The following is a 24084-nucleotide window of genomic DNA, read 5'->3' as shown; positions in this document are numbered from 1 at the left end:
ATGCTCGCTCCTTAAGAGATGATTAATTCTCGTTTGCGTAAATCAAAAACCGCGCCCGCACCAAGTGTATGGAAACGGATATCGGAAATCGTCATATTCCCTTTGTTTTCGGCAACATCAACATAAGTAGAGGTTTTGCCGTCAAATATGCTTACGTTATATTCACCGATCACTTCGAATTGCTCACCATCGTTATGCACCCAGATTGCCGTGTTTTCATCGATTCCGATGCCAATGATCTGAGGGTTTAACGCTATAGCGCGCATTAACCGGCTAAAACGGTCACGCTGGGAAAAATGCTGGTCAATAATAACATCTTCCAAAAAGCCAAATCCTGAACCCATTTCGAGTACAGAAACGTCCTCTCTTTCAAAAAGCTTGGAAGAAATAATCATCAATCTGCTCATGACAGCAGCACCGGCACTCGTTCCGCCGATGATTAATCCGTTCTTCCATCCTTGAAACAGGTGTTTGTAAAAAGAAGTACCACCAAGTATACTCGTAAGCCTCAGCTGGTCTCCTCCTGTCATGAATAGTCCAGACAAAGAAGATAGCTGTTCGGGCAATGCAGGATCTTCCGCTTTTTCACGGGAATCCAAATGGAAAAGCAGTGGCTTTGTTCCATGTAAGGTTTGAAACAATGCATCGTATTCGCTGCCTACTTCTTCCGGAAAGCCGGATGCTGTTGTCAGTATCCCGATAGGGCCTTGACGGTTTTTACATAATGCAGCGAACCTCGACAGAATTATTTTTTTCTCGCTCTTGTCTTCGTTGCCACCAATGATCAAAAGATCACCTTTTGCCATTCTTCATCAGCCTCTTTGCTAAAATTTTGTGCTTCATCGAAAAAGGTCGAGATTTGTGTCTATTTCGACCTGTTATGTATACCACGTTTTTCCATTGTTCAAACCACTTTGAGGAAATTTTTTACTGAATATTTAAAGTGTTAAAATTATTGTAGAAATATATAGTTTTTTGTCAAAAGGCTTAGTATAATTTACCTACTGGAAGTATTTTGCTTTCAACCGTTGTAAAGGAAGGAGGATTGGAAGGTTACGTTAAGTAATAAGGGAGGATGAATAAATGGAAAAAACCATACTTCTAAGTTCTTACGAAATCAATACGAGTACAATGGCGCTCTTACCGTTTTACAATGAGTTTGGCGTTGTTCACACAGAAGTGCTTGAAACGGAAAAAAATGAGAGAGTTATACTCAGTCCTATTAAAATCATCAATGAAAGTTGTTTGTTCTTTGGCTCAAGCTATGAAGGCCGACGAGAAGCTGTCCGCCGCTCTATGGGCTATGTGAGTCTATCCCCAATCATGATTAACCTCGAACTAGGTATTTTCTTTTTTCCTGTAGAATCTCCTAAAAACGAAACATGCATCTGGTTATCCCAATCACACGTTCAACGCATCGAATCCATAGATTCTGACACGTGTAGCGTTCATTTTAAAAATACTGCAAGTCTCATCATGCCCCAATCGAAGTATGCATTAGAGGCAAAGCTTTTTCGGACTGCACAGTACCGGTATATTTTAAGTGAACGAGTAAGTGAAAGAAACATGAGATATTAATAAACAGATAGAATAAAAGAAGCGCCCGATGCAGAATGATGCACGGGCGTTATTTAATGGAACTTTCTTCCTTTTGATTCGTATATTCTACAAAAGAGGAGGGAATGGAATGAGGAACATCATGGTGTGTTTGGTTACATGCCTGTTTTTGGTAGGAGTGAACTATGGTCTCGCAATGTTTTTTAAATGGCAGTTTATAGATTTTTCTTTATTTGTAGGTTTGTCCACTACACTGATCATTCGCTACTTCACTTCTACAGGCGGTATGTCATCAAACATGGTTCGTATGCAGGCTCAAGCCATAACGGGAATGAAAATAGAAGAAACAAAATCAACATTTAAGCCTACGTATGCGTATTACACAGCGATGATTTATACGATCGTGTCTCTTATCGCCGTTTTAGTATATTATAAAGACTACTTTTTGTAAGATGAATGTAACGTGATGTCTACTCTTTTCGACTGTTTATTGAGGTGAAAAAAATGAAAAAACTATTACTCAGTTTGTTGGTGATATCCGTTGTCGGTTTAACCGCCTGTAAGGAAGAAGAGGGAACGATCAGTTCTTCAAACATCGATGCTGAAGAAGTGCTGACACTTAACCCGGATGCTGATATCTTTCAGTGGGATGGGGTTGTCTATAAAACAGGGGTAGATTGGGTAGAGGAACTCCACTTAACAATGAATAAAGAGCTTGGAGAAATCACTTCTCTGTCTCCTAACCCAAACAATTATCGTTATGAAAATGGAATGGCTAATAAATTGACGATTGGTTCAAAAATATACACTTCAAAAGAAAGAAATGACATTCTTCTTGTCGAAAGTGATGGGAAGATCAAAAAATATTTAGGCGTAGGTGAGGGATAAGCCGTGGAATGGAAGGAGCAAATTAATGATTTTAAACTCGGTAACGTACATAAAGGAAAAAGAGCAGCAAGGATTTCCTTTTACCCTTCCATTGCTTGAATCACTCGACTCCATGACATTTAATAAACCAGTTACAATATTGGTCGGAGAGAACGGAACAGGAAAATCCACTCTAATTCAAGCAATCGCAGATCAAGCCCAGTCAATCCGGATCGATCAACAAAATGAAAATCCTTCTGTCCGTCTGCTATCTAATCAATTAAAGCTAACGTGGAGTATTAGAACAAGAGACGGTTTCTTTTTGACAGCAGAAGATTTTGTGAACTATGTGAAACGTGTTTCTGAAATGCGTGAAGAAGCAAAACGAAGCTTGGAAGAAATAGAAATAGAATACAAGGATCGGTCGCAATTCGCGAAGAATTTGGCATCGATGCCTCATAATCATACCTTGTACGACCTGCAAAATCTCTATGATGATGGACTGGAATTCAGGTCACATGGGGAACGCTTCCTTGACTTTTTTCAATCGCGCCTCCGTCCAAAGGGCCTTTATATCCTTGATGAGCCTGAAGTGCCTCTGTCTCCAACAAAACAGTTGAGTTTTATCTCTTTAATTAAAGAGATGACAAAGAAAAATGCTCAGTTTATCATCGCCACGCATTCCCCGATATTGATGGCGATTCCTGATGCAGAAATCATCAGTCTCGATTCATTGCCCCCAAAGACGTGCCAGTATGAGGATTTGGAGCATGTTCAACTCACAAAATCTTTCCTGGAAAGCCCAGAACGTTTCCTGAGACATCTTTAATTTACTGGTGCAGCGAAATAGCCTATGCTAATTGCTGCATTTTTTTTGTTAATAAAAATCAGCTTTTTACAAAACCTATTGAAAAAGGAGGTACGATTCATGGTTTTAGAATTACTGACTGTTGCGATGCGAATTTTTACAATCATCCCTTTACTGCTTGTAGCAACCTTGTATATGGGGAGAAGATCAATTGGCGAGTTGCCGGTGTTTGATTTCTTGATCATTATTACTTTAGGAGCTGTAGTGGGAGCAGATATAGCAGATCCTAAAATTGAGCATATCCATACAGCTGTTGCAGTCGTTTTAATCGCAATCCTCCAAAAAACCGTAATCTATTTAAAAATAAAGTTTAGAAAGTTCGGAAAGCTCATTACGTTCGAACCGGTAATGGTCGTATATGAAGGTGAATTCATGAAAAGCAACTTAAAAAAGATCAAATACTCCGTTGAGAATATTTTATCTTTACTTCGAGAAAAAGATATTTATTATCTCGAAGAAGTAAGAGCAGCTTTCATTGAGCCAAACGGCAATATTTCAGTCATTAAAAAGTCGGGTTTCGATTTCGTAACAAAGAACGATTTGCAGATTACAGATAAAGAGAATCAAATCGCTTATCCTGTTATTATAGAAGGCAGAATACATACAAAATTATTAAATCAGCTGGGCTTTTCTGAAAAGTGGCTGATGGAGCGAATTGAAAATAGAAATATGAACTTGTCTAGCGTGTTCTATGCATCGCTTACGATAGATGGCAAACTTCATGTTTCTCAAGAACATGCCCTTCAACAAATGCCAGACCTGCTTCATTAAACTTTATTATGGTGTGTAATCCTTCTGTTTGCCCATGAAACGTACCATTTCTACATTAAGCTCAGCTGCCGCTTTCGTAGGGATCTGATGCTTTACGTTTTCTATAAATTTGAGCTCGTTATGAGGCAGTTTTTTATGAAGGATCTTTGCATACGCATGAAATTGTCTATCTTTCCTGCCATAAACAAGCAAAACGGGAAGATGGATTTTTTTAAGCTGGTCTGTACAGTTATAATCAAAGCTGTATCCGTAATATTGTTCAATATTTTTTGCGTTGCCTTTCATAGCAGCCTGTAATAACAGCTGATACATGTCATCGTTGTTTGAATTGCTTTTGCAAACCGACAATGCTAGGAGTGGAATAGCCTTTTGTTTTGCGAGAGAATATCCTAAAAAAACTTTATCTTTTAAAACGCCAAATACCTCTGACATCCCGCTGATCACGATGCCTCCAAAGGCTCTATCCCCATACGTGAGCAAAAATTCTAATACGATCGAACCGCCTGTAGAATAACCGCACAAAAACGCTTTTGGAATTTGAAGATGGTCCAAAAGACTTTTGATATCTTGAGCTATTATTGAATAGGTAAGGGGAGTACAAGAGTAACTGCTCTTGCCGTGACCTCTAATATCAAAAGTAATTACCTGATATTGTTTGGAAAGTTCGTCTACCTGATATTTGAAATTCTCAGAGGTAAGGAGAGGTGGATGGATAAAGACGATTGGCAAACCTTCACCTTGCACACTGTAAAATAAAGAAGCACCATCTCTTTCTAAGTGGGGCATGTATAAACACCTCTAAATCTTGTTTTGTACTATAACAGATTATTCTTTAATTCGTTCTAGCGGCAAGGTCATGCAACGGATGCCGCCACCGCCTTTTTCTAATTCGTTAACATTGATCTCAATCAGCCTTTTCTTTTGTAATTTAGGATGATGACTAAAAATTTTCTTATTCGCTCCTGAACTAATAAGTATGGTCTCGGGATCAAGATTCAAGAAATTAATATCAGAGACGGTATGTTTCACCTCACCAGTCCACTCAACATCAAAGCCATGACGATTCAGAAATTCTTGCATCATCTGATATTTTGACGCTTTTTCTGTTATAAGGTGAATAGGAAAATACCTCATGTAACTTTTTGCGATAAGAATATCGGACCCAGCGACATTACAGTTCATATCCAAATGCAAGGTATCTGGTCTTCGAGGCAGATCAATAATGCCAATCTCGGAAAACCCCGCTTGAAATATATGAGGTTTAATTCTTTCAATACTTTCGATGCTTGTTCGAATACCTGTGTTAATAAAGACAGCATCTTTGTTTAAAATCAGCACATCGCCATACTCTAAGGCTTTCCATTCATTGTTCGCTTGAATGCGAAAGGTATCTTTCTGATCAAACCATTTTTGAAACAATACGTGCGATTGTACATATTCAGGCCGTCTCATAGAAGTTCCTGCTTCACCAGGGATAACTATATTTCCGAACACACAAGCTAAGTCACGAACAAAGATCCTGTTAATCAATTGCTCATGAAGCTGTAAGTCATCAGAAGACAGATACTCCGAATAATCTATAACTTTAACACCCGCTTGTTCCATTGCACGAACCAGGTTTTCATGATGTTGAAAGGCAATTCTTTGATCAACCGCTTTTTCCCATTGGACATCCTTTGCGGTCTGCAAATCTGGTACATCTAAAGCGGAAGGAGAACAAACAAGGACCGTCTTTAAAGCATCATGCTCACTCCAACAATTCGGATAAATGTTCATTTCCGTTCAAACTCCTTTATGAACTAAACTTTTTTTACTATCTCCCAGATGTAACAAATTATTCTAGAAATGGTGGGATCAGTAGGATTGTGAAGGTTATCAGACAAATAAAAAAAGCCTTCACGGTCGAAGGCTTTTCATTTTATTCATCATAGCTGTGAAAGGGCATTTTGAAGGAGTGGATTCATCATCACTCAAAAAATATTGTTTCCACTCATGATTATCTTTCTGGCCATACCATTTTAAATTTGGATGCGGATCGACACCATCGTAGCTGATGAGGCGTCTGCGTATTGCTTTTTTTAATTTTTGCCCAAGCGATGTAGAAGCATTAATCTCATCAAACACAAATCTTGGTTGAAAAGCTAATAGAAAATAAGGGAACTTTCGGCTTTTTCGAACCGAATGAGCAGGTGTCGCACAAAAGGCAAAATACGGTTCACCATCAAAGCAAAATTCCCACGCGCTATCATGCGGATCTGTAGGGATGTGCTCGGGCCAAGGTGTTTGATCTATTTCATGAACACCATTTAATATGGACCAAAACAAATCTTGATACGTCTCGATACTTGTCGAAGGATCGATTGAACGAGAATCACAAAACACAACAAGTGAAGCGTATTTTCCAGTTTCACGCGAGACCTTTCCATATGATTTAAGTAACGAGGCAAGCTGTTCACAAGAAGCGGTTTCTCTTGGGTCATCTACAAATCCGAACCTTAAGTTGTCGTCTTGAAAACCGATCTTTCCAGGAACACACGGATAAGGGTGTGATTCATCGCAAATCATCTCAGTAAAATGGTTGTATGCTGATTGCTTCCAATTTTCAAGCTTTTGTACATGTTGATCGAGCCAACTCTTAGACACTAAATCCATTAAATAATCCCTCCCTAGGCTAAAATTATCCTATTAGGAGGGGGGGAGTTAGGTGTCTGTCTAAGTGATAAATTGGTGTAGAGCTTGAATGCCAAAATAGATGCCAAAGCCAATAAGAACGATGCCAGACAATACGGAAATACCACGTTGTACTTGAGGGTTCACCATTCTTCTCGCTCCAGTCGCCACACCAGCCATGGTCAGGTCCCATATAGTAATACCAAGAAAAATGCCTGTACTATAAAGGAGGAGCTGATAAGATTCATATTTACTAGAGGTTTGTGCCAGAATGGAACCGTATATGCCTAACCAAAACAATATATTTAACGGGTTAGAAATGGCCATAAAAAAACCGGTTCCGAACGATTTTTTCTTCGTTTCGTGACGGCCATTTCCATTTTCGAGGTGTGCTGACGCTTTTGATTTAACAATACTCTCAATACCTGTATATGTTAATACGAAAAATCCGAACAGCCAAAGAAATGTTTTGATATAAGGGGTATCCACAAAGCTGGCAACTCCGAAGTAAATGAAAAGCATGAATATACCATCCGCTGCCATAGCTCCTACACCAACAAGCCAGGCATGCATAAAGCCATATCGGATACCCTTGTCCAATTGAGCAGCATTGATCGGACCCATAGGGGCAGACAACGACAATCCTAATAAGATGTAACTAAAGAATACACTCATATGTAGACCACCTCTCGCATCATCCGTATAGTATATTCGGACATGTCTGGAAGTATTAACGGTTTTGAAAGGAGAAGTATGATCAAACATTCATAAAAAAACCTGGGCGTTTTCAAGATAACGTCCAGGGGGAGACTCTACTTAATGAGGCATATTTCCTTGGTTCGGCTTTCCTTGTTGTGGTGCGGGTGCAGGAGCATAGCTTTGAAGCATAAGAGCCATATCTTGATCATTTAATTGGGGAACCTGGTAATAACCGTGTTTATTTTGATAAAGGTACGTTTCATAACTCATCTCAATAAAGTTAGGTACGCTGTCAGCGATAACCCGGCGTAGAACAGGATTAGTCATCTCTAGTGCAGTCATGGCTAATAGGGATGCTAATGATTTTGTGTTACCTAGCATATAAGCAGATAAGCCTTGGTCGGATAGATCATTCACTGATTTATTAGGCTTCTTCGGCTGTCCCGGCTTAACACCATATATCGAATTATTGTTTTGGTTCATTTTATATTGTTGAGTAGGTACTTGTGGATCTTGTCCTGTTTTGAAGCAGTCCACGATCGTATTGTACATTTGTGTAACGAATGCAGCTTGACGGTGGTTAATGTCCTTTAGTTCTGGATCTTGAATGTGCTGATCATACAGTTGATACAGATCGAGCATGCTGATGATTCCAGCAATAACTTCATGAGCATCAAATAATTCGTGACCACCATGGTTTTGATTCATTGCTTGATTGCCCATCATGTTAGGGGGCATCTGTGTTCCGTTTTGTATTTGATTTTGGTTTTGGTTAGGCATAGCAGTTTCCTCCTAAAAATATCATTTTCGTATTTAGGATACCTACTTTACCCACAATCATGTATGTAAAAATCAAATTTAAATAAAAGGGCTGTTTTCGTAAAACTTGTTGTTTTTGAATGTAGTTGTCTTCGTTACAGGAGTCTCGCCCCTTGCACTCCAACCAACTTGTCAAAGAAGAAAAAGTGACCATTAGCAACATTCTTTGAGAAAAGAACCTAAAAAAACCGGCGCAATTTTGGTTTTGTTACTACCATTTGTGCCAGTCCGTATGTCTTTTATTTAATTATGGTTGTTTGCTTCGTCATCTCGCATTAACCAACCCTCGAAATGCCGTTTCACGTGATTTTCAGCTGCTTGGAAACTGTCAAACGTCTCCTCTACAGGATGAGTTTTATGTGTAATCAACCATGTTGTGTTATCTTCAGAAAATATCTTTGAAACGTCTTGGTATTTGTTTACGTATAACGTTCCATCAGGATTTTCTTTCACGTTCTGCTCATTCTTTGGCGCATCGTTTCTTCGAGGCTGTTCTTGGAAAGCTGCCACGACGAACTTTTCGAATGCTTCAGGTGTCATCGTTCCGCCAGATGCTTTAGGGTGGCCACCGCCTCCGTATTGCTTTGCATAAACGGAACAATCTACTTCCTCATGAATGGTGCGGAGACCGATTCGTTTGTTAGCGATATTAAGAATAACAATCAAATCCAGATGTGGATTTTCACGGTTGATTTCGTTACCGAGTTCAGAATGATAACGTTCAGCGTGTAAAATACCAATCTTGTAAGTCTTCTCCTCAGATCCTTCACCAAGAGACCAAGTATCCCAGATTTCCACCATCTGACGCTGTTTCTTCTTAATATAATCAGCGATGTTTTCTTCTTCGAGGTCTAGGATTGTCGTTTCTGTTTCAGAGAATTCGAATGAATCACCTTTAAGGCGTTCCATGATTTGTGCTTCGAATTTATCAGGAGGCAGGATGAAGAATAAATCGTTCAAGCGTTTCGCTTCTACCTTTTCATCAAACCATTCCCAAGTGTCATAGAGTCTTACAAGTTCCACGTACTCTTTTAAAGCACCGGTATCTTTAAGCTTTCCGTTCTCTAATAAGTACTCATAGAACAAAGAAGTGGCACAAGTAAGACGTTCATCGTCATAACGAACTTGAACGTGTCCCCAGTCAAAGCCATTAAAATGAAGAGCTGTTGCATGGTGATCGATAAGTTTTACTTTTCCGCCTGCGTTAGAACGTTCATCCAATCGCATCATTAAATCTTCATTAACCGCAATATCGGTGATAATAATTTCTGTTTTTCGTTCTTTCGGGTTATCCAATAGCTGTTCTACACGGTCGTTAATGGTGCCGTGAGAACAATAAGATATTTTGCAATTGTCTCCAAATGCTAATTGTGCCAGGTATCCGCACGATTTTCCGTCTAAATCATTGTGTGAAAATAAATGAATCATGTCAGTATCCTCTCTATTTTGCTCTCTGTCTAGAGTATCGTCATAATGCCTAAAGTTCAACCTAAAAAAACATTTACAAAAGTTGGAATTAGGTAGAAAATGGTAAGTGGATATATGTTTCAAACATAATGGAGGTCGTTTGATGAAGGATTTTCTGAAAATATTTCAGAACCGAAACTTTAGTAAGTTGTTCTTTGCCGGTTTTACTTCAACGATGGGTAGTATTATCGGCGTTACCGCATTTATGTTTTATTTATTAGATAAGTTTGGCGAACAGCCCTTTTATGCAACATTGGCAGAATTGATGTATTCTCTTCCTACACTTGCTGTTTTTTTTATTGTGGGTGTACTGGCTGACCGGATGGACCGACAAAAGATTGCCATCTATTGTGATTGGATCTGTGCGGCTCTTAGTCTTGCGCTCATAGGAGCAATTTTGCTGGACTGGATGCCGTTAATTTTTGCCATTCTGTTTCTGCGAAGTGCTGTTAGTAAGTTCTTTTTTCCAGCTGATTCTGCTATGGTGCAGGGAATTTTATCAAAGGACGAATATACGCTAGCCGCAGGTTTAAATCAAATGGTAGGTAGTGTGTTTATGCTTTTCGGAAATATGATAGCGATATTTATCTATTGGACGATCGGAATCCAAGGGGCAATCGTGTTCGATCTTGTAACATATGTTATCTCTGCATTGTTAATAATGAGCATGAAAGTGGACGAAGAAATTCGTCTTCCTAACGGAAATCACAAGTATAAAGATATAAACATCAAATTGGTATGGCAAGATTTTGGAGCGGGTTTTTCCTATATAAAAAGTTCAAAATTACTCATGTCCTTAATTTTTGGTTTCTTTATGTTTGGAGTAGTAAACGGTGGTTTGTCCGTTATGCCTGCGTTCATCATGAAGTACAAACTCGCACCGGATAATTACGAGCAGATGATGATGTGGATGGGAGTCGTCTTTGGTGTTTCAGTTCTCGTTGGCAGTGTGTTATGTTCAATGATTGCAAACAAGATAAAGCTTTCCTATGCCATTGTGCTTGGACTTTTTATTAGTGGAGCAGCCATTGGCTTATGTGCGATTGCCCAACATATATGGACATTCTTTGTGTTCACGGGAATTTTGGGTCTATCAATCCCACTTATCAACATAGGAATTGGAGGATGGCTGCCAAAGATTGTTGATCCTAAAATGATGGGGCGTGTTCAAGGCTGGATTACCCCGATCAATATGTTGTCACATACGATCACTCTCGGATTAATCGCTGCATTCTTCCCGAAATTTGTGACTGTAGAAGCTCTTTTTTGGGTCGTCAGTGTGTCACTAATAATCGTTGGTGTCTTTTATTTACTCACATTACCAAGATATGAAGATGAAGAATCAGAAGCTGAGAAAGAGGTAGTTTTTAAAGAAAAAGTACCAGTTTAAAGCTGGAGAAAGTAACGAACCCCTTATATAATGAAAAGCGGAGGGGAAGTTATGGATTTATTTCAAACTGGTTTATTTTGGCTCCTTACTATAGCACCTATTGTACTGTTTATTGTGGCAATTGCCAGAACATCCTGGGTGCTGATGATCGTCAATCTGCTTTTAACGCTTCCGCTTGTAGGGTTTGTGAGCTGGATTGCAGATCGATATGGAGCTGTACTTGTAGTAATAGCGATTCATCTCGTTTTAGCTCTATGGTTGTGGGTCAAAAGGCAACGAATGTACTAAGAAGAAGTTCTGCTAACCTAATCGTTTGCAGAGCTTTTTTGTACGGTTTGCTGTATGTTAAGAAACGAGTTTTTTTCCTGTAAATGGATGAGAGGGGCTATAATGATGGAAAACACAAGTGATTTTGCAGAAAAATTGTACGAGAATCAAGATGTCATTAGGCAAGAAGAAAAACGCCTAAAAAAAGGCGTTCAATTTAAACTTTATTATTGTTTTTGCCATCGTTCCCCTTGTCAAGACCAGTAATATTATTAACTACTTGAGCAACCAAGTTTAACCCCTGATCCACAGGGTTCATAGAATCTGCTTTTTGGTTACTATCTTTTGATTTATCTTGTTTTTTCATTTTTGTCGCCTCCACTAGTTAGGATTTGTAAAAAAACAAAATATATTACAAAATTAACTTTTTTATAATTTTACACAGTAAGCTTATGTGCGTTATTCTAGAGTCGAATGCATTGATCTAGTAGGTTTAACGTTTTTTCTATTTTTGAAAAAAAGACCGGCTGGGTGGGCCGGTCTGCTGGTGGGGAGGTTAGGTGTTGGAAGTTCTAACCTACATATAGAATAACACGAACAAGTGTTCTTGTAAATGCTTTTGAATCTATTTTTTCCAAACCATAGAAAACGTACTTCCTTGTAGAGAACTTTCTTTTAATACAAGATCTGCACCCAGTGCTTTGGCAAGCATTTTACTAAATGGCAAGCCTAAACCGAGTCCTCTAACCTTTAGTTTCTTCTTTTCTCCCCGAAAAAAACGCTCGAACACATAAGGTTGTTCTTTTTCAGGAATTCCAGAACCCGTATCTTGTACGTCGATGCTGTTTTCGGTAAGAGTTACGGTTATTGAACCTGTAGAATCAATAGAGTGATAGGAATTATTGAAAAGGTTGATCAAAATCTGCTGCAAGCGAAGCGGGTCCGTTTCTCTATAAATGTTGGCACGAGGAAGAATCACTTCTATATCAATATCTTCATTTTGTGTCATTTTCCACTGATGCACGATATCTTCTACCATTTCATTAAAATGGCAGGTTTCGCTGCGAATGGAAAAAGCACCAGCAGAAAGTGAGTTGTAATCGAGCAAGTCCTCAATCATCCTTTGTAAACGGTTGACTTCTTTTAATGTGATTTCCAAAAATTCATTTCGTTCTTCGCCAGAAACAACGCCGTCTTTTACGGCCTGAACAAGACCACTGATTGAGGTGACGGGTGTTTTTAAATCGTGCGTTACACCTGCCAGCAATTCCGCTCGAAGCTTCTCTAGGTGTGATAAACGACTTGTCATCTCCTCAAATGACGTTAATAGTTCATATAATTCCTTTTCTTTTGCGTGGGTGTTCAGGTTGATGTCGTAATTACCGTCTTTAATTTGGGATGCTGCTCGTGCCACATCTTGAATGGGTTTAACGATTTTTTTAGATAGAAAATAAATCACTATCCAGCCTAAGAGGCCTATACCAACTAATAAGAAGATTGGGAATCTGTATTCTTGATTTACGTTCGTTACTTGTGAAGCGGTCTGCACCACAACAACCCATCCAGCTTGATTGCCCTCAAACATAATGGGCTTTTTGACGACATACACGGGCTTGCTATCTATCTTTACCTTTTGAATTGTTTCATTCGTATCTAAAATTTTTGCCGGAATTTTCTTTAGACTTTGAAGTGGATGCTCATTTGGCAATCGGCCTCTATGAGGTGATCTGGCATTTAAAATGTTGCCGTTCAAATTCGTAATAAACAACTCTGGCGGTTTTTTCATTTGAAGTAACTTAGCCCGGTCATCAAGCCTTCGGTTAAAGGAATTAAAATCATTTCTTCTATCTGTAAGCCCGATTCGGTCGGCTGTTTCTGCTGCAGTATATTCCATAAGTGTTAACCGGTTTTCTATTGTATTGTGCCTGATCCACCATAAAGAAAACACGCCAAGAATAAGCAGTCCGATAAAAAGAGTAGACACGTATCGAGTCGTCCAATATTTTAGCAAAGTGGTCCGGTTTTTATTTTTCGTAAACACAGAACTGATACCCCAATCCTCTTAATGTCCGGATTTCTCCTTGGGAACTAGGCCATTTTGCCAATGCTTGACGGATTCGTTTTATCGCAAGATCTACTGCTCGATCGCTACCATCGTAATCCATACCCCACACATTCCCAATCAAGCTGTCTCTCGTAAATGTGCGGTTCGGTCTAGTTGATAAAAAGAGGAGCAAGGAAAGGTCTTTCGGCGTTAATACGACTGTTTCTCCGTTTATCTTAACGACGTGAGAATCCAGGTTGATCGTAAGGCAGCCGTATTGTTTCGTATTTTCCGAATCTAAAACATTTGGAGAGCGGCGCAATACCGCATTGACCCTGGCAATGACTTCCTCGCTGATAAATGGTTTCGTTATGTAATCATCTGCCCCTTGATTTAATCCTTTTAACCGGTAATCAATATCTCCAAGAGCGGTTAACAAGATAACAGGGCAGGAACTGATCTCACGAATCTCTTGAAGAATGCTCCAACCGTCTTTGTCCGGAAGCATGACGTCCAGTATAACAAGATTAGGAGTCTGCTCGAGAAAAAGTGTTAGTGCTTTCTCACCATTAAAGGCTTGCAGCACTTCGTATCCCTCATGTTGTAAGTACACCGTCAATACTCTTGAAATGGTTTCTTCGTCTTCAACAAGCAAAATGGTTTTCATCGCTGCCCCTCCCGTTATCCCTACTATACTTGAAAAATCCCCAGTTTTATAGACTGGGGACCGTTTAACAGATTACAATTCGTTTCCGCTTTCAATCTGTAATTCTGTATTCATTTGGAGTTCGCCTTCACCACCAGAAGGTGCATCTTCACGAAAATTTTTCTGACCAGCGTCATGATGTTTATCCCCATGATGTCCTCTTGATCCGAAGAACCCTTTTTTAACGAAAAAATCATCATCACGTAATTCTTTTATCTTATCGGCATCTTTTTCCCTAATGGCATCAATCAGTTCTTTTGTTGTTTTGTCTTCTGTAGGAATTCCTAATTCTTTTGCTACGTTCTGCACTTTTTTCGTTCGTACTTCAAATGTAATTTCACGAATCCTCTTTCCGTCGATTATGATGTTTAGCTTTTGAGCTTCTAGCTTGACGCGAGCAGATACGACCTCACGCGCTAGCTCTTTTAATGGCTTGCCATCTGTTGGTATTCCAAGTTCTTTTGCTTCTTTATGAATCACGGCTGTCATCACTTCAAGTTTTACAGTGTGCAAATCTTTCCCATCAGTTGAGATATTAAGTTCTTCGGCTTTTTTATACAATATTGCTTTATGAATATCTTCCTTTAGTGTTTGTGCATTTTTTCCGTCAGTAGTAACACCAAGATCTTTCGCTTTTATTTTTAGCTGTGCGAAATGGATTTCTTTATGAAGGGTGCTGGCATCTTTATTGTTAGTAGAGATTCCTAGATTCTTTGCTTTCTTCTGTAGCTTTGCGAGTCGAACTTCCTCACGAAGTGTATCGATGGCTTTGTTCTGCGTCTCAATTCCTAATTTCTTTGCTTCTTCTGTAATCCTCACTTCACGAATTTCTTTCATTAAGGTTCCCGCATCTTTCCCACTCGTGTTGATTCCAAGATCCTTCGCTTTTTGTAGGAGATCTTCTGAGCTGCCCTTAAAATGGCCGTGGCCTTTTCCTTTCAGTCCCCACAGTTTTGATGAGGTGAAGGTTGATTCCGACTTATTGTTGTCCGCTGCAAGAGAGGTAGTCGCGTATCCTCCGACTAGCAGTGCACCAGCAAGTGTAAAACCGATAACTGATTTCTTCATAAAACATGTACCTCCTAGTTGATGTGGTTGTAAAGGTCAATAAATGGAGCTGAACCTTGTACACTTAATGTATCCAATGAAAATGTCAGTACCATGTCAAAAGGATGCAATCGTGAAAAAAACTTTAGAAATAGTTCTCTCTGCAAAGTGATCAAGCAAACTAAATAAAATGTGGAAGAATCGCCATAAAGAAAAAAATAGGAATGTGTCAGGAAGAAGTCAAACGGGAATTATGGGACTAATACCTTGCCGTTTTTTTAAGAAAAAGCATACACTATACTTCAAAACCATAGTGTTCTGATTTGTTAGGAAGGGATTGGCGTTTAAGTGAGTTATTTAAATGAGATGTATATAAAAAATGAAGAACAGCAAGAGTGGTTTACTAAAATCGATACACTTGCTTATCAGTTTGCCAAACGAGCAGACAAGCATGATCAGGAAAGCAGTTTCCCTTTTGAGAATATAGAAGAGTTAAAACAAGCAGGCTATTTATCGCTCACCATACCGAAAGAGTTTGGTGGAGAGGGTTTGAGTTTATATGAATTTGTACTTTTGCAAGAAAGAATTGCAGAGGGGGATGCCGCAACAGCACTCTGTCTCGGCTGGCACTTAGGCTGTTTTTTAGAATTGGCTGAAGAACGATCATGGAATGAAGCAATATTTCGATCATTATGTGAAAAAGTTGTTCAACAGCAGGCACTCGTAAATCGAGCGGCAACGGAACCTGCAACAGGCAGTCCAACGCGCGGAGGCATGCCGCAAACTAGAGCGGTGAAGGAAAACGGAAATTGGGTCATTAATGGAACAAAGACATTCACCTCAATGGCTCCTGCACTAGATTATGCAATTGTTTCTGCACAAATCGGTGACACAGGTAAAAAAGGAAACTATTTAATCGATATGAAACAAAACGGGGTATCCATTGAAGAAACATGGGACATGATAGCGATGCGCGGTACCCGAAGTGACGATCTTATTATGAAAGATGTAAAGGTAAGTGAGAACGCACTCGTAGAAGAGGAGAGGGGAAGTCGGGATGTACCAAAAGCTTGGCTGCTTCACATTCCAGCCTGTTACTTAGGTGTGGCGTTAGCTGCTCGAAACGAAGCTGTTAACTTTGCAAAAACGTATAAACCAAACAGCTTGCCGGGCCCAATTGGAGAAGTTCCCGAAGTTCAGCGTAAGATCGGTGAAATGGAACTGGAACTTTTTAAAGCGAGAGAGCTGTTGTATGGTGCTGCAGCAAAATGGGTAAACGAGCCACAGTCGAGAATGGAGATGGGACCTTCTTTACTCGCTGTAAAGCATGTGGCGACGAACTCTGCGGCAAAAGTGGTAGATCTTGCGATGCGGATTGTGGGGGCGAGAAGCCTTGCGATGTCAAGTCCCTTGCAGCGGTATTATCGTGATGTTCGGGCAGGTCTGCACAATCCGCCAATGGATGATATGGTTATTAGTATGCTTGCCAAAAGAGCGCTTTTGTGAGGCAGAATAACTCCAAGTTGGATTAATCACAAATGAAAAAGAGCGGGGAAATATCCGCTCTTTTATTTTTTCAACTCTTGTAAGGGTTCAAAAAAACAAATCTGGTTGCCAAAAGGGTCGGTAATCGTCATTTCTAACTGCCCGTGGGCTTCTTCAAAATCTGGTCTGCAGTACTTATCCTCTTTTAAGAGCAACGTCTCCTGAAGTACATGGATTGCCTCAACTTCAATCCGAATTTTAACACCTGGACTTGAGTCTCCATAATGCTCTGATAAATGCAGCTTACAAGAACCTAAAGAAACTTGCATGTATAATGGGAAGTTTTCCTCATATCGATGCTCCCAATCTAAGGCGAACTCCAAAAAGTTAAGATAAAAGGCTTTTGCTTTCTCGACATCAAAGATACGTAGAATAGGGGTAACATCTTTTACATAAAATCCTTTGTTATTCATTGCCTTAACTCCTGTTCATCTCGAATGATTTCTGTATGTGATTGATGTTCTTCATGAAAAGTTGAGGAAGTGACCAATCTTTATACTTCATGGGCATTTCTATCTGGTCTCCACCACTCGTACAGTTTGCAAGCACTTCTATATCTTGGATGTATTGTATCAAGGTCTTAAGATCTGATTTTGTTCCGATTGGGCCATGACCTGGGACGACTGTCTCCACGCTCCATGTTTCCAGTTTTCCTAAAGTACGCTTCCAGTTCTCAAGATCGGATTCATCAAAAAATGATGCGTGGGTGTTGACGAATAATAGGTCACCCATAAAGAGTACTTCATCTTCAGGCAAGTATAGAAATGCATCACATGGCGAGTGAGCCGGACCCCATGTAAATAACTTTGCTGTCCGTTCATTGCCATGAAACGTAAATTCTTCCTTGAACGTGTATGAAGGAAGTGTCAATTCTAGAGTAGGCAAGGAAACGGACATCTCTTGTAAGAAACTGATTTGAACCAATATCTTTGGATCCGAAGTCTGCTCAAATTCTTTTTGTAATGAAAGAAAATGATTTTGTAAGCCTTCTAAATCTTGTTTTTGTGACGCAATGCGGGAGGGCTGAACCTCCTTGATTTTTTTGTATGTCTGTTCACTCGAAAGAATTCCACTGTTTAAAAAGACTTGATTTCCGCGAATATGATCACCATGGTAATGACTGTTCACGACCCACGATACGGGTCGATTCGTTAACTCCTCGGCACAGTGCTTTAAGTCCATGGCTGCTTGCTGTGTGTTGAACGTGTCAAACACGATGGTTCGGTTTCCTAAATCTATAAAACCCGCATTTCCTACCGCACCGCCACCGTCTTTACTGATAGCTGCATATATTCCTTCTTTCATTTTGTGAAGTTCGAAATGATTACTTCGATAGTCTATTAACATATTTAAAATCGACCTCCTCTCTTTGTAATTTTCTCTTTCATACTTGTAAATCCTTGGTCAATGAAGGATTTTCTTTAGATAAAAAAGAATTATTACTCATAAAGTTAATGGAGAGGAGGATAATGGATGAATGAAAAACTAATGCGAGTTGGCACTACGTATGTGCCCGTTCAGAACCCGGCTGATTCAGCCAAATGGTATGCGGAGAAACTTGGGGCCGAAATCCAATTTCAAGATAAAGATAAAGCCATCATGAATTTAGCGAATCAAAGTTTTTTTCTTGTAAAATCTCAACAAAATGAAAGTGCAAACTTTATTGATTATAACGGACAAACAAGATGTTGTTTAACCTTTGAAGTGGATGGAGCAGACTGCTTGTATGCTTTGCATGAGAAGTTTAAACAACTAGGAATCCAAACTGGGGAAATTGAAGATCGAGGTCATACAGGTGAGAACTTTATCTTTTCTGATCCAGACGGAAACCGGTTTGATGTGTGGAGTGTATTAAGTCCTAATTTTAAAAGAATGCAAGACTTACTTCATACAGAGGTAAAAAGATGAGATGGATAACGGGTATCCTCTTTTCCTTGATCGGTGTACTTTTGTTGACAGAAGGGATGAACTTAAGGGCAATCGGAGCCGAAGACGTTGATGGATCCGGAATCGGGGTCTCGTTTTTGTGGATAGAAATCAATAAAAACGTACCAACAGCAGAAATTCCTGCCTATGCGAATGGATTCCTTGGTACTGGTGCTATATTCTTGCTTCTTGCTGTCAGCTCGTTTGTTATCCTTTTAAAAGAGAAAAGTTCATTAGAACCGATCCGGAGAAAAAATCTTGCTTAAATACGTTGCAAAAAGGGAAATCAAATAGAAACGATAATTTTGAACCAGAGAGACCGCTCTTGGTTCTTCTTTCTTTTTGTAAACGGGTCAGGGGGTGAGAGTATGAGATGGGGCATTGGGTTACTATTCGTATGCGGGTACATACTGCTTGATCCATCTGCAAAAGCATTGTCTCCAACGACCATGTATCCTATTCAAAACATTTCTCACTATACTCCAATCAGCACGGTGATCGTCAACAATGAATCTTGCAATAAACAAGATCCGCCCCGTTAAAAGGGCGGATTTTTTATCTTGTGTTATCGTTTTCCACTTATTCCGTACATGATGAATTCCACGATCTGCTCAATCTCTTTTTCATCGTCCCATTCATGATTTGAGAAAAGAAGGAATCGGGGAAGGATGTATCCGATAATGCTTGCTGCTGACATCCGCATGATCGTTTCAGGTGGCAGCTTAATAATTTCTCCTTTTTCCTGGAAATGTTCAATGATCTTTTTAAATTTCAAAAAGACATGCTCTGTGAACAATTTTTGATAAGGCTCGCGAAGTTCATCATGAAACGCGATTTCTTGAATAAAAATCTTCAGCACCGGAAAGTGTTTTTTTACAAATTCTAAGCGATTCCGGGCAACCGTTCGTAAGAAATCGTCATAATGCTCATACTCATTCTCAAACACTTCTTTAGCAAAAGTTTTAATGAAAAAAGGAGCGATAAACTTTGCTATTGTTGGCGTTACGATCGCGAGCAAGAGTTCCTTCTTTGTTTTATAGTGACGGAAGATCGTACCTTCTGCAACGCCTGCTTTTTTTGCAATCTCACTTGTGGAAGAGGCAGCATATCCTTTTTCGGAAAACGTATCAATAGCTGCTTCTAAAATTTTTCGCTGTTTGTCGCTGATTACAGTGTCATCGTTATCGTTCATGAGTACTGTTATCCATTCTTGATCGGACATATGTGTTTCTCCTTTTATTACGGTGCATTTCTTTTCATTATAGACACATTTTCTTTAAGGAACAAACGTGTTACAATTTGCGATGTTTTTTGAGTGCCAGTACGTTTAACATCATGAACAACAATGAAAAACCAGCAAGTACAAGAACTTCATCATAGATTTGAGCCCAGCCTCCGCCTTGAATCATGATGTCTCGAAGCGCTTGCCCTCCGTACGTAAGAGGCATGATGACGCTTAACGGCTGCAGCCAGTCGGTCATCGTTTCAATGCTGAACAGACCTGAGAAGAATACTTGAGGTACGATGACAAGCGGGATGAACTGAATCATTTGAAGTTCGTTTTTAGCAAAAGCTGAAAGCAATGTTCCAAGAGATAATGCCGTTACAGAAAGCATCAAGGTGATGAGCATGACGAACCAGATAGCCCCTGCCATAATGATGTCGAGTACATAAATAGAAAACGTGACAATGATTGCTGATTGAATAACGGTAAAAATTCCGAATCCAAGGACGTATCCAACAACCATTTCCCAGCGGCGTAAGGGTGTTGCTAATAATCTTTCCAAGGTTCCTGTTGTCCTTTCTCGTAAGAATGAGACACCTGCGATTAAGAATACGAAAAAGAAGATGAAGAATCCGATTAGAAACGGGCCGATATAGTCAAACGTCTCCATGTCCGATGAACCATGCAAGTAATCAATTTCAGGCTTTATGACCGTTTGCGTCTGTTCGTTTTTTGGATTCAATGTTTTTAATGCTTTTTCAATCGTCATGAGAGCCATTTTGTTCGCTGTAGGATTGCTGCCTTCTAATGTGATTTTAGTGGATGAAGGATTGAACTCTATAACCGCATCCAATTCTGCATTCTCTAAGTCGTTCATCGCGTCATCACTATTTTTATAAAGTGTAAATGCTTTATCCGCTTCTATTAATTTCTCTGCAATTTGTTGCTGTTTGCTAACGACAGCGATTTTCGGTACATAGTCGTTTCCTGAAAAAACGAGATTCACTAACGTTAAAATCAGAAGCGGTGCAAGAAACATCATGGCGAGTGTTCGTTTATCACGACCGAACTGGCGGATGATTCGTTTGACAAGAGCTCTAATTCTCATAGCGAATACCTCCGTAATAAAGGAATGCATCTTCAATTGTTACACTTGATGTGGACTCTCTTAATTGTGTGGGAGACCCTGACGCGATTAAACGTCCATCTCGCAGCATACCGAGCTGACTGCATTTTTCAGCTTCATCCATAACATGTGTGGTGACAAGAATAGTTGTTCCGCTCTTGCTCAATTTGTAAAGTTCGTTCCAAATCGACTGACGTAGAACGGGGTCAATGCCAACAGTCGGCTCATCAAGGATCAGAATTTCGGGTTCGTGAAGAAGAGCGGCTGCAAGCGAGAGGCGTCGCTTCATTCCGCCTGAGTACTGATGAACAGGTTTTTTTAAGAAATCTGTTAAGTTTACAAGTGCTGCGACATGAGAAATGCGCTCCTTTTTTTTGTTTCCTTTTAACCCGTATATGGAGGCAAAAAAATCCAAGTTTTCTTTACCGCTTAGTTCACCGTAAAGAGCGTCAGACTGTGCCATAAATCCAATGCGTGTCATGATGGGAAGACTTGGCATGGCCGTATCAAGGACCGTTATCTTTCCTGACGAAGGTGTTTCAATTCCAGCGATCATCTTAACGAGTGTGGTTTTTCCGGCACCAGATGGGCCAAGTAATCCGTATATCTCATTCTTGTCAACGTTAAGTGAAATATCTTCTAAAACACGGTGGGATTTGAAGTTTTTCGAGACATTGGACACTTGTATCATAGAGTTCATTTAGAGACCTCCCTCAATTAATTATAAAAAGTGAGTAATCACTCACTAACTACTTTTAGCATATGCAGATGGATTGATCTTGTCAAGTGAGTACTCACTCATTTTATACATGTATATTGACTTACTTTTCAGAAGCAACAAAGTAATAAAAAAAAGAACCATTCGCTCTTTAAGAACAAATGGTTGTTTTTTATCTTCTTGTAATAAACATGGAGTCCTTTAATTACGGTTGATCTTGCGTTTTTCGATAGCGATACTGCTGCCATTGAAAACGGATAAAACATCCGACGCAAAAGCCTAGTATGGCAATAAAGGAAGCCAGGGCGACCAAGCTAGTGGCGATAAGTGCAACAGAAGTCCAGCCAAATGAATAGCTCATGAAACCAAGAGCTAAAAGGAAGATAGCGATGTATTGATTGAACTGCTGCTGCTCTTTATCTTCAGGAATGTATTCAGAGGGCTTCTTAGTTAAGAATAATTTCGCCACTTTCATCACAGGATTATAACCGAAAAACGTGCCTAGTAATCCAGCGGTTAATGGAAGCACCAGAATCCACGATTGATCCGTGAGCCAAGTAGCAATAACGGACAAAAAGATGAACCATTGATTCGCTCGAACTAAAGGTCTAGGGATGGAAGCAGTATTTTGAGTCATCGATAATTCCGACCTTTCTTATTGGTTTAGTTATTTTATTGTAATTGTATTCGAGTCGATTGTGAAGTGTTAAGCACTGGAAGAAATCACTGAACTCATGGTAAGAAGATAAAGTGGAGAAAAGAATTGGCACAAGACGCAGGTGAGTGGGTTTTTTTGGCGGAAGAATGACTATTCTGAGTGAAGGGAAGAGAGGTATTTAACAAAATTACACAAAAACTGAGTGAGGCGCTAAATGCCTTCACTCCGTTTTCATTAACTCTGTAGGGTTTTCTTAATGTACTTGATCGTTTTTCTTAAGTCTTCCGCTGTTGGACGGCCGAATGGACCGGTTTGGATATCAAAGTACAGTACGCGTTTTTTATCGTCCACTAAAAATAAGGCAGGTTCCCCGTGATCCCCGTGATCTTCATAGAGCTGACCATTGTGATACTGAACACCATATGGTTCAGCTGCCTTTCGTTCAGGGTCACTGAAGAGAGGGAAAGAGAGCGAGTGCGTTTCACGCATTTTATTCAAATTCTGGGCTTCATCCGTCGAAATCGCAAGAATGTGGGTGTTCAATTCATTAAATGTATCAATGTTTTGTTCAAGTTCTTTTAATTGATCGTTACAGACCGGACACCACTCGCCACGGAAGAAAACGAGAAGGTGGAAACGATTATCACTTTCCATATGCTGATGAAATGAAAATGAATCGCCGTTTTTGCTATTTAACGTAAAATCTGGTGCTTGATCTCCTACTTTTAACATATAAACATCCCTCCAAAAAATTAAGTCTACATGTGTAGGTATTCCTTTTATCACGAAAATTAAACAAACCTGTCTATTTTTAGAACCTTGCCTTTTACACTGAATATAATAGAGAAGGCAAACTATTAAATAAAAGGATTGTTATATTTGATTATTAAACCATTTATATTAAACAGCGTTCCGAAGAGCGGCACACACCTTTTGCTGCAAATTATAGAGGGAATTCCTGAAATGAAATTGGTTTTGCCGTACATTATGGGTTATATGAATGAAGAGAACCCTCATAATATACAGCGAATAACCTCGATACCAGCAAACCACTTCATCTATGGGCATTTATTTTATTCCACGTTTAATGCTGAAAAACTAAATAATAATAAGGTTAAACAATTATTTCTGATTAGAGACCCAAGAGATATTATCGTATCCCTGTACTATTACATGTATAGAACTCTCCCCGATCACCCCGTTCTACGCTATGCCAATGAATATAATCTAACAAAAGAACAAATTATCAACCATCTCATTACAGGAATTAAGGAAGAAGAATTTGCCTACTCAGGTACAAATGTGATTATCGGAACCTTTACAAAATGGATAGGGGATCCTAATGTACTCGTTTTGAAATATGAAGATGTGAGAGAACCTGGAAAACAAGATCATGAATTCTATAGAATCCTTTATCATCTGACAGATGGTAAATTGCCAAGTAACTATTATCAAATCATCCAAGCTATGAAAAAAAACATAGAGCCTTCAAAATCCGGGACTTTCAGAAAAGGTACAAGCGGTGGTTGGAAGACCGAATTTACTAATTCCAACATCAAAACCTTTATTAGAGAGTGCCAAGACTTATTGGAGGACATGGGTTATGAATAGAGCGCCACTTGGACAATGACAACATTTCCATCTAGTCCTACTACCCAATAATTTTTTTTCTAAACTTTATATTTCTCTTAATAAAAATCGCTTGCCGTGCCGC

General features: G+C 39.5%; 30 protein-coding genes. 12 read left to right on the top strand and 18 right to left on the bottom strand.

What is annotated here, in order from left to right:
• Positions 1-11 precede the first annotated feature (11 nt).
• A complete protein-coding gene (locus KUV80_RS08005) occupies positions 12-806 on the bottom strand; it encodes a cyanophycinase (protein WP_222462116.1) in 795 nt (264 codons plus the stop codon).
• Between the two features lie 277 nt (positions 807-1083).
• Between KUV80_RS08005 and KUV80_RS08000 the strand changes: the two genes are divergently transcribed.
• From KUV80_RS08000 to KUV80_RS07980, 5 genes are all read left to right on the top strand, one after another.
• A complete protein-coding gene (locus KUV80_RS08000) occupies positions 1084-1578 on the top strand; it encodes a competence protein ComK (protein WP_222462115.1) in 495 nt (164 codons plus the stop codon).
• A gap of 109 nt (positions 1579-1687) precedes the next feature.
• Positions 1688-2008, top strand: coding sequence for a hypothetical protein (locus KUV80_RS07995; protein ID WP_222462114.1), 321 nt, complete (start codon positions 1688-1690; stop codon positions 2006-2008).
• A gap of 53 nt (positions 2009-2061) precedes the next feature.
• On the top strand, positions 2062-2445 hold the full coding sequence (locus tag KUV80_RS07990) for a hypothetical protein (RefSeq protein ID WP_246625048.1): 384 nt from the start codon (positions 2062-2064) through the stop codon (positions 2443-2445).
• 25 nt (positions 2446-2470) lie between these two features.
• Positions 2471-3253: an AAA family ATPase gene (locus KUV80_RS07985; protein ID WP_222462113.1), complete on the top strand. Its 783-nt coding sequence runs from the start codon at positions 2471-2473 to the stop codon at positions 3251-3253.
• Positions 3254-3352: 99 nt separating this feature from the next.
• On the top strand, positions 3353-4063 hold the full coding sequence (locus tag KUV80_RS07980; RefSeq protein ID WP_222462112.1) for a DUF421 domain-containing protein: 711 nt from the start codon (positions 3353-3355) through the stop codon (positions 4061-4063).
• 6 nt (positions 4064-4069) lie between these two features.
• Here KUV80_RS07980 and KUV80_RS07975 read toward each other — a convergent pair whose 3' ends face one another.
• From KUV80_RS07975 to KUV80_RS07950, 6 genes are all read right to left on the bottom strand, one after another.
• Complete coding sequence (locus KUV80_RS07975) at positions 4070-4849, bottom strand: alpha/beta fold hydrolase (RefSeq protein ID WP_222462111.1); 780 nt, start codon at positions 4847-4849, stop codon at positions 4070-4072.
• Between the two features lie 39 nt (positions 4850-4888).
• Entirely contained in the window at positions 4889-5839 is a 951-nt protein-coding gene (locus KUV80_RS07970) for an arginine deiminase family protein (RefSeq protein WP_222462110.1), read from the bottom strand.
• A gap of 120 nt (positions 5840-5959) precedes the next feature.
• Positions 5960-6715 carry a YqcI/YcgG family protein gene (locus KUV80_RS07965; protein ID WP_222462109.1) on the bottom strand — a complete coding sequence of 252 codons (756 nt, stop codon included), beginning with the start codon at positions 6713-6715 and terminating at the stop codon, positions 5960-5962.
• Positions 6716-6775: 60 nt separating this feature from the next.
• The gene (locus KUV80_RS07960; RefSeq protein ID WP_222462108.1) at positions 6776-7408 is read right to left on the bottom strand and encodes a LysE family transporter; all 633 of its coding nucleotides are present in this window, start codon (positions 7406-7408) and stop codon (positions 6776-6778) included.
• A 141-nt stretch (positions 7409-7549) separates the two neighbouring features.
• Complete coding sequence (locus KUV80_RS07955; protein WP_222462107.1) at positions 7550-8212, bottom strand: spore coat protein; 663 nt, start codon at positions 8210-8212, stop codon at positions 7550-7552.
• A gap of 282 nt (positions 8213-8494) precedes the next feature.
• Positions 8495-9679, bottom strand: coding sequence for a DHH family phosphoesterase (locus KUV80_RS07950; protein ID WP_222462106.1), 1185 nt, complete (start codon positions 9677-9679; stop codon positions 8495-8497).
• A 142-nt stretch (positions 9680-9821) separates the two neighbouring features.
• On the opposite strand from KUV80_RS07950, the gene KUV80_RS07945 reads away from it, so the two are divergent.
• Both KUV80_RS07945 and KUV80_RS07940 read left to right on the top strand, forming a co-directional pair.
• Positions 9822-11108 (top strand): MFS transporter, encoded by a 1287-nt coding sequence (locus tag KUV80_RS07945; protein WP_222462105.1) that lies wholly within the window; start codon positions 9822-9824, stop codon positions 11106-11108.
• 51 nt (positions 11109-11159) lie between these two features.
• On the top strand, positions 11160-11396 hold the full coding sequence (locus KUV80_RS07940; protein WP_222462104.1) for a hypothetical protein: 237 nt from the start codon (positions 11160-11162) through the stop codon (positions 11394-11396).
• 196 nt (positions 11397-11592) lie between these two features.
• On the opposite strand, the gene KUV80_RS07935 is transcribed toward KUV80_RS07940, so the two are convergent.
• The 4 genes from KUV80_RS07935 to KUV80_RS07920 all read right to left on the bottom strand — a co-directional run bounded on the left by KUV80_RS07935 (position 11593) and on the right by KUV80_RS07920 (position 15193).
• Entirely contained in the window at positions 11593-11742 is a 150-nt protein-coding gene (locus tag KUV80_RS07935; RefSeq protein ID WP_222462103.1) for a hypothetical protein, read from the bottom strand.
• 258 nt (positions 11743-12000) lie between these two features.
• Positions 12001-13416, bottom strand: coding sequence for a sensor histidine kinase (locus tag KUV80_RS07930; RefSeq protein WP_222462102.1), 1416 nt, complete (start codon positions 13414-13416; stop codon positions 12001-12003).
• Positions 13400-14086 (bottom strand): response regulator transcription factor, encoded by a 687-nt coding sequence (locus KUV80_RS07925; RefSeq protein WP_222462101.1) that lies wholly within the window; start codon positions 14084-14086, stop codon positions 13400-13402. Before KUV80_RS07925 ends, KUV80_RS07930 begins: the two co-directional genes overlap by 17 nt.
• Positions 14087-14158: 72 nt before the next feature.
• A complete protein-coding gene (locus tag KUV80_RS07920; protein WP_222462100.1) occupies positions 14159-15193 on the bottom strand; it encodes a hypothetical protein in 1035 nt (344 codons plus the stop codon).
• A 345-nt stretch (positions 15194-15538) separates the two neighbouring features.
• On the opposite strand from KUV80_RS07920, the gene KUV80_RS07915 reads away from it, so the two are divergent.
• Positions 15539-16678 carry an acyl-CoA dehydrogenase family protein gene (locus KUV80_RS07915; protein WP_222462290.1) on the top strand — a complete coding sequence of 380 codons (1140 nt, stop codon included), beginning with the start codon at positions 15539-15541 and terminating at the stop codon, positions 16676-16678.
• A 62-nt stretch (positions 16679-16740) separates the two neighbouring features.
• Here KUV80_RS07915 and KUV80_RS07910 read toward each other — a convergent pair whose 3' ends face one another.
• Positions 16741-17130: a glyoxalase superfamily protein gene (locus tag KUV80_RS07910; protein WP_222462099.1), complete on the bottom strand. Its 390-nt coding sequence runs from the start codon at positions 17128-17130 to the stop codon at positions 16741-16743.
• A gap of 4 nt (positions 17131-17134) precedes the next feature.
• Positions 17135-18064 carry an MBL fold metallo-hydrolase gene (locus tag KUV80_RS07905; RefSeq protein WP_222462098.1) on the bottom strand — a complete coding sequence of 310 codons (930 nt, stop codon included), beginning with the start codon at positions 18062-18064 and terminating at the stop codon, positions 17135-17137.
• Positions 18065-18190: 126 nt separating this feature from the next.
• Between KUV80_RS07905 and KUV80_RS07900 the strand changes: the two genes are divergently transcribed.
• The 3 genes from KUV80_RS07900 (at position 18191) to KUV80_RS07890 (ending at position 19185) form a co-directional block, all read left to right on the top strand.
• Positions 18191-18625, top strand: a complete 435-nt coding sequence (locus KUV80_RS07900; protein ID WP_222462097.1) for a VOC family protein — start codon at positions 18191-18193, stop codon at positions 18623-18625.
• Positions 18622-18909 carry a hypothetical protein gene (locus KUV80_RS07895; RefSeq protein WP_222462096.1) on the top strand — a complete coding sequence of 96 codons (288 nt, stop codon included), beginning with the start codon at positions 18622-18624 and terminating at the stop codon, positions 18907-18909. The genes KUV80_RS07900 and KUV80_RS07895 overlap by 4 nt, the downstream gene beginning before the upstream one ends.
• Before the next feature lie 102 nt (positions 18910-19011).
• Complete coding sequence (locus tag KUV80_RS07890) at positions 19012-19185, top strand: hypothetical protein (RefSeq protein ID WP_222462095.1); 174 nt, start codon at positions 19012-19014, stop codon at positions 19183-19185.
• A gap of 23 nt (positions 19186-19208) precedes the next feature.
• Here KUV80_RS07890 and KUV80_RS07885 read toward each other — a convergent pair whose 3' ends face one another.
• The 5 genes from KUV80_RS07885 to KUV80_RS07865 all read right to left on the bottom strand — a co-directional run bounded on the left by KUV80_RS07885 (position 19209) and on the right by KUV80_RS07865 (position 23102).
• Positions 19209-19865, bottom strand: coding sequence for a TetR/AcrR family transcriptional regulator (locus tag KUV80_RS07885; protein ID WP_222462094.1), 657 nt, complete (start codon positions 19863-19865; stop codon positions 19209-19211).
• 70 nt (positions 19866-19935) lie between these two features.
• Positions 19936-20976 (bottom strand): ABC transporter permease, encoded by a 1041-nt coding sequence (locus KUV80_RS07880; protein WP_222462093.1) that lies wholly within the window; start codon positions 20974-20976, stop codon positions 19936-19938.
• Positions 20966-21694: an ABC transporter ATP-binding protein gene (locus tag KUV80_RS07875; protein WP_222462092.1), complete on the bottom strand. Its 729-nt coding sequence runs from the start codon at positions 21692-21694 to the stop codon at positions 20966-20968. Before KUV80_RS07875 ends, KUV80_RS07880 begins: the two co-directional genes overlap by 11 nt.
• A gap of 223 nt (positions 21695-21917) precedes the next feature.
• Positions 21918-22349, bottom strand: a complete 432-nt coding sequence (locus tag KUV80_RS07870) for a DUF4395 domain-containing protein (protein WP_222462091.1) — start codon at positions 22347-22349, stop codon at positions 21918-21920.
• A gap of 255 nt (positions 22350-22604) precedes the next feature.
• Positions 22605-23102 carry a peroxiredoxin family protein gene (locus KUV80_RS07865; RefSeq protein ID WP_222462090.1) on the bottom strand — a complete coding sequence of 166 codons (498 nt, stop codon included), beginning with the start codon at positions 23100-23102 and terminating at the stop codon, positions 22605-22607.
• Positions 23103-23249: 147 nt separating this feature from the next.
• Between KUV80_RS07865 and KUV80_RS07860 the strand changes: the two genes are divergently transcribed.
• Entirely contained in the window at positions 23250-23981 is a 732-nt protein-coding gene (locus KUV80_RS07860) for a sulfotransferase domain-containing protein (RefSeq protein ID WP_222462089.1), read from the top strand.
• The last annotated feature ends 103 nt before the right edge of the window (positions 23982-24084 follow it).

It is taken from the genome of Fictibacillus nanhaiensis, from assembly GCF_019801215.1.
GTDB classification, from domain to species: domain Bacteria; phylum Bacillota; class Bacilli; order Bacillales; family Fictibacillaceae; genus Fictibacillus; species Fictibacillus nanhaiensis_C.
This window is presented reverse-complemented; position numbering and strand designations above follow the sequence as displayed.

Coding starts and splice junctions, on each gene's coding strand:
- KUV80_RS08005 (WP_222462116.1), bottom strand. CDS start 806: ATGGCAAAAGGTGATCTTTTGATCATTGGTGGCAACGAAGACAAGAGC.
- KUV80_RS08000 (WP_222462115.1), top strand. CDS start 1,084: ATGGAAAAAACCATACTTCTAAGTTCTTACGAAATCAATACGAGTACA.
- KUV80_RS07995 (WP_222462114.1), top strand. CDS start 1,688: ATGAGGAACATCATGGTGTGTTTGGTTACATGCCTGTTTTTGGTAGGA.
- KUV80_RS07990 (WP_246625048.1), top strand. CDS start 2,062: ATGAAAAAACTATTACTCAGTTTGTTGGTGATATCCGTTGTCGGTTTA.
- KUV80_RS07985 (WP_222462113.1), top strand. CDS start 2,471: ATGATTTTAAACTCGGTAACGTACATAAAGGAAAAAGAGCAGCAAGGA.
- KUV80_RS07980 (WP_222462112.1), top strand. CDS start 3,353: ATGGTTTTAGAATTACTGACTGTTGCGATGCGAATTTTTACAATCATC.
- KUV80_RS07975 (WP_222462111.1), bottom strand. CDS start 4,849: ATGCCCCACTTAGAAAGAGATGGTGCTTCTTTATTTTACAGTGTGCAA.
- KUV80_RS07970 (WP_222462110.1), bottom strand. CDS start 5,839: ATGAACATTTATCCGAATTGTTGGAGTGAGCATGATGCTTTAAAGACG.
- KUV80_RS07965 (WP_222462109.1), bottom strand. CDS start 6,715: ATGGATTTAGTGTCTAAGAGTTGGCTCGATCAACATGTACAAAAGCTT.
- KUV80_RS07960 (WP_222462108.1), bottom strand. CDS start 7,408: ATGAGTGTATTCTTTAGTTACATCTTATTAGGATTGTCGTTGTCTGCC.
- KUV80_RS07955 (WP_222462107.1), bottom strand. CDS start 8,212: ATGCCTAACCAAAACCAAAATCAAATACAAAACGGAACACAGATGCCC.
- KUV80_RS07950 (WP_222462106.1), bottom strand. CDS start 9,679: ATGATTCATTTATTTTCACACAATGATTTAGACGGAAAATCGTGCGGA.
- KUV80_RS07945 (WP_222462105.1), top strand. CDS start 9,822: ATGAAGGATTTTCTGAAAATATTTCAGAACCGAAACTTTAGTAAGTTG.
- KUV80_RS07940 (WP_222462104.1), top strand. CDS start 11,160: ATGGATTTATTTCAAACTGGTTTATTTTGGCTCCTTACTATAGCACCT.
- KUV80_RS07935 (WP_222462103.1), bottom strand. CDS start 11,742: ATGAAAAAACAAGATAAATCAAAAGATAGTAACCAAAAAGCAGATTCT.
- KUV80_RS07925 (WP_222462101.1), bottom strand. CDS start 14,086: ATGAAAACCATTTTGCTTGTTGAAGACGAAGAAACCATTTCAAGAGTA.
- KUV80_RS07920 (WP_222462100.1), bottom strand. CDS start 15,193: ATGAAGAAATCAGTTATCGGTTTTACACTTGCTGGTGCACTGCTAGTC.
- KUV80_RS07915 (WP_222462290.1), top strand. CDS start 15,539: ATGTATATAAAAAATGAAGAACAGCAAGAGTGGTTTACTAAAATCGAT.
- KUV80_RS07910 (WP_222462099.1), bottom strand. CDS start 17,130: ATGAATAACAAAGGATTTTATGTAAAAGATGTTACCCCTATTCTACGT.
- KUV80_RS07905 (WP_222462098.1), bottom strand. CDS start 18,064: ATGTTAATAGACTATCGAAGTAATCATTTCGAACTTCACAAAATGAAA.
- KUV80_RS07900 (WP_222462097.1), top strand. CDS start 18,191: ATGAATGAAAAACTAATGCGAGTTGGCACTACGTATGTGCCCGTTCAG.
- KUV80_RS07895 (WP_222462096.1), top strand. CDS start 18,622: ATGAGATGGATAACGGGTATCCTCTTTTCCTTGATCGGTGTACTTTTG.
- KUV80_RS07890 (WP_222462095.1), top strand. CDS start 19,012: ATGAGATGGGGCATTGGGTTACTATTCGTATGCGGGTACATACTGCTT.
- KUV80_RS07885 (WP_222462094.1), bottom strand. CDS start 19,865: ATGTCCGATCAAGAATGGATAACAGTACTCATGAACGATAACGATGAC.
- KUV80_RS07880 (WP_222462093.1), bottom strand. CDS start 20,976: ATGAGAATTAGAGCTCTTGTCAAACGAATCATCCGCCAGTTCGGTCGT.
- KUV80_RS07875 (WP_222462092.1), bottom strand. CDS start 21,694: ATGAACTCTATGATACAAGTGTCCAATGTCTCGAAAAACTTCAAATCC.
- KUV80_RS07870 (WP_222462091.1), bottom strand. CDS start 22,349: ATGACTCAAAATACTGCTTCCATCCCTAGACCTTTAGTTCGAGCGAAT.
- KUV80_RS07865 (WP_222462090.1), bottom strand. CDS start 23,102: ATGTTAAAAGTAGGAGATCAAGCACCAGATTTTACGTTAAATAGCAAA.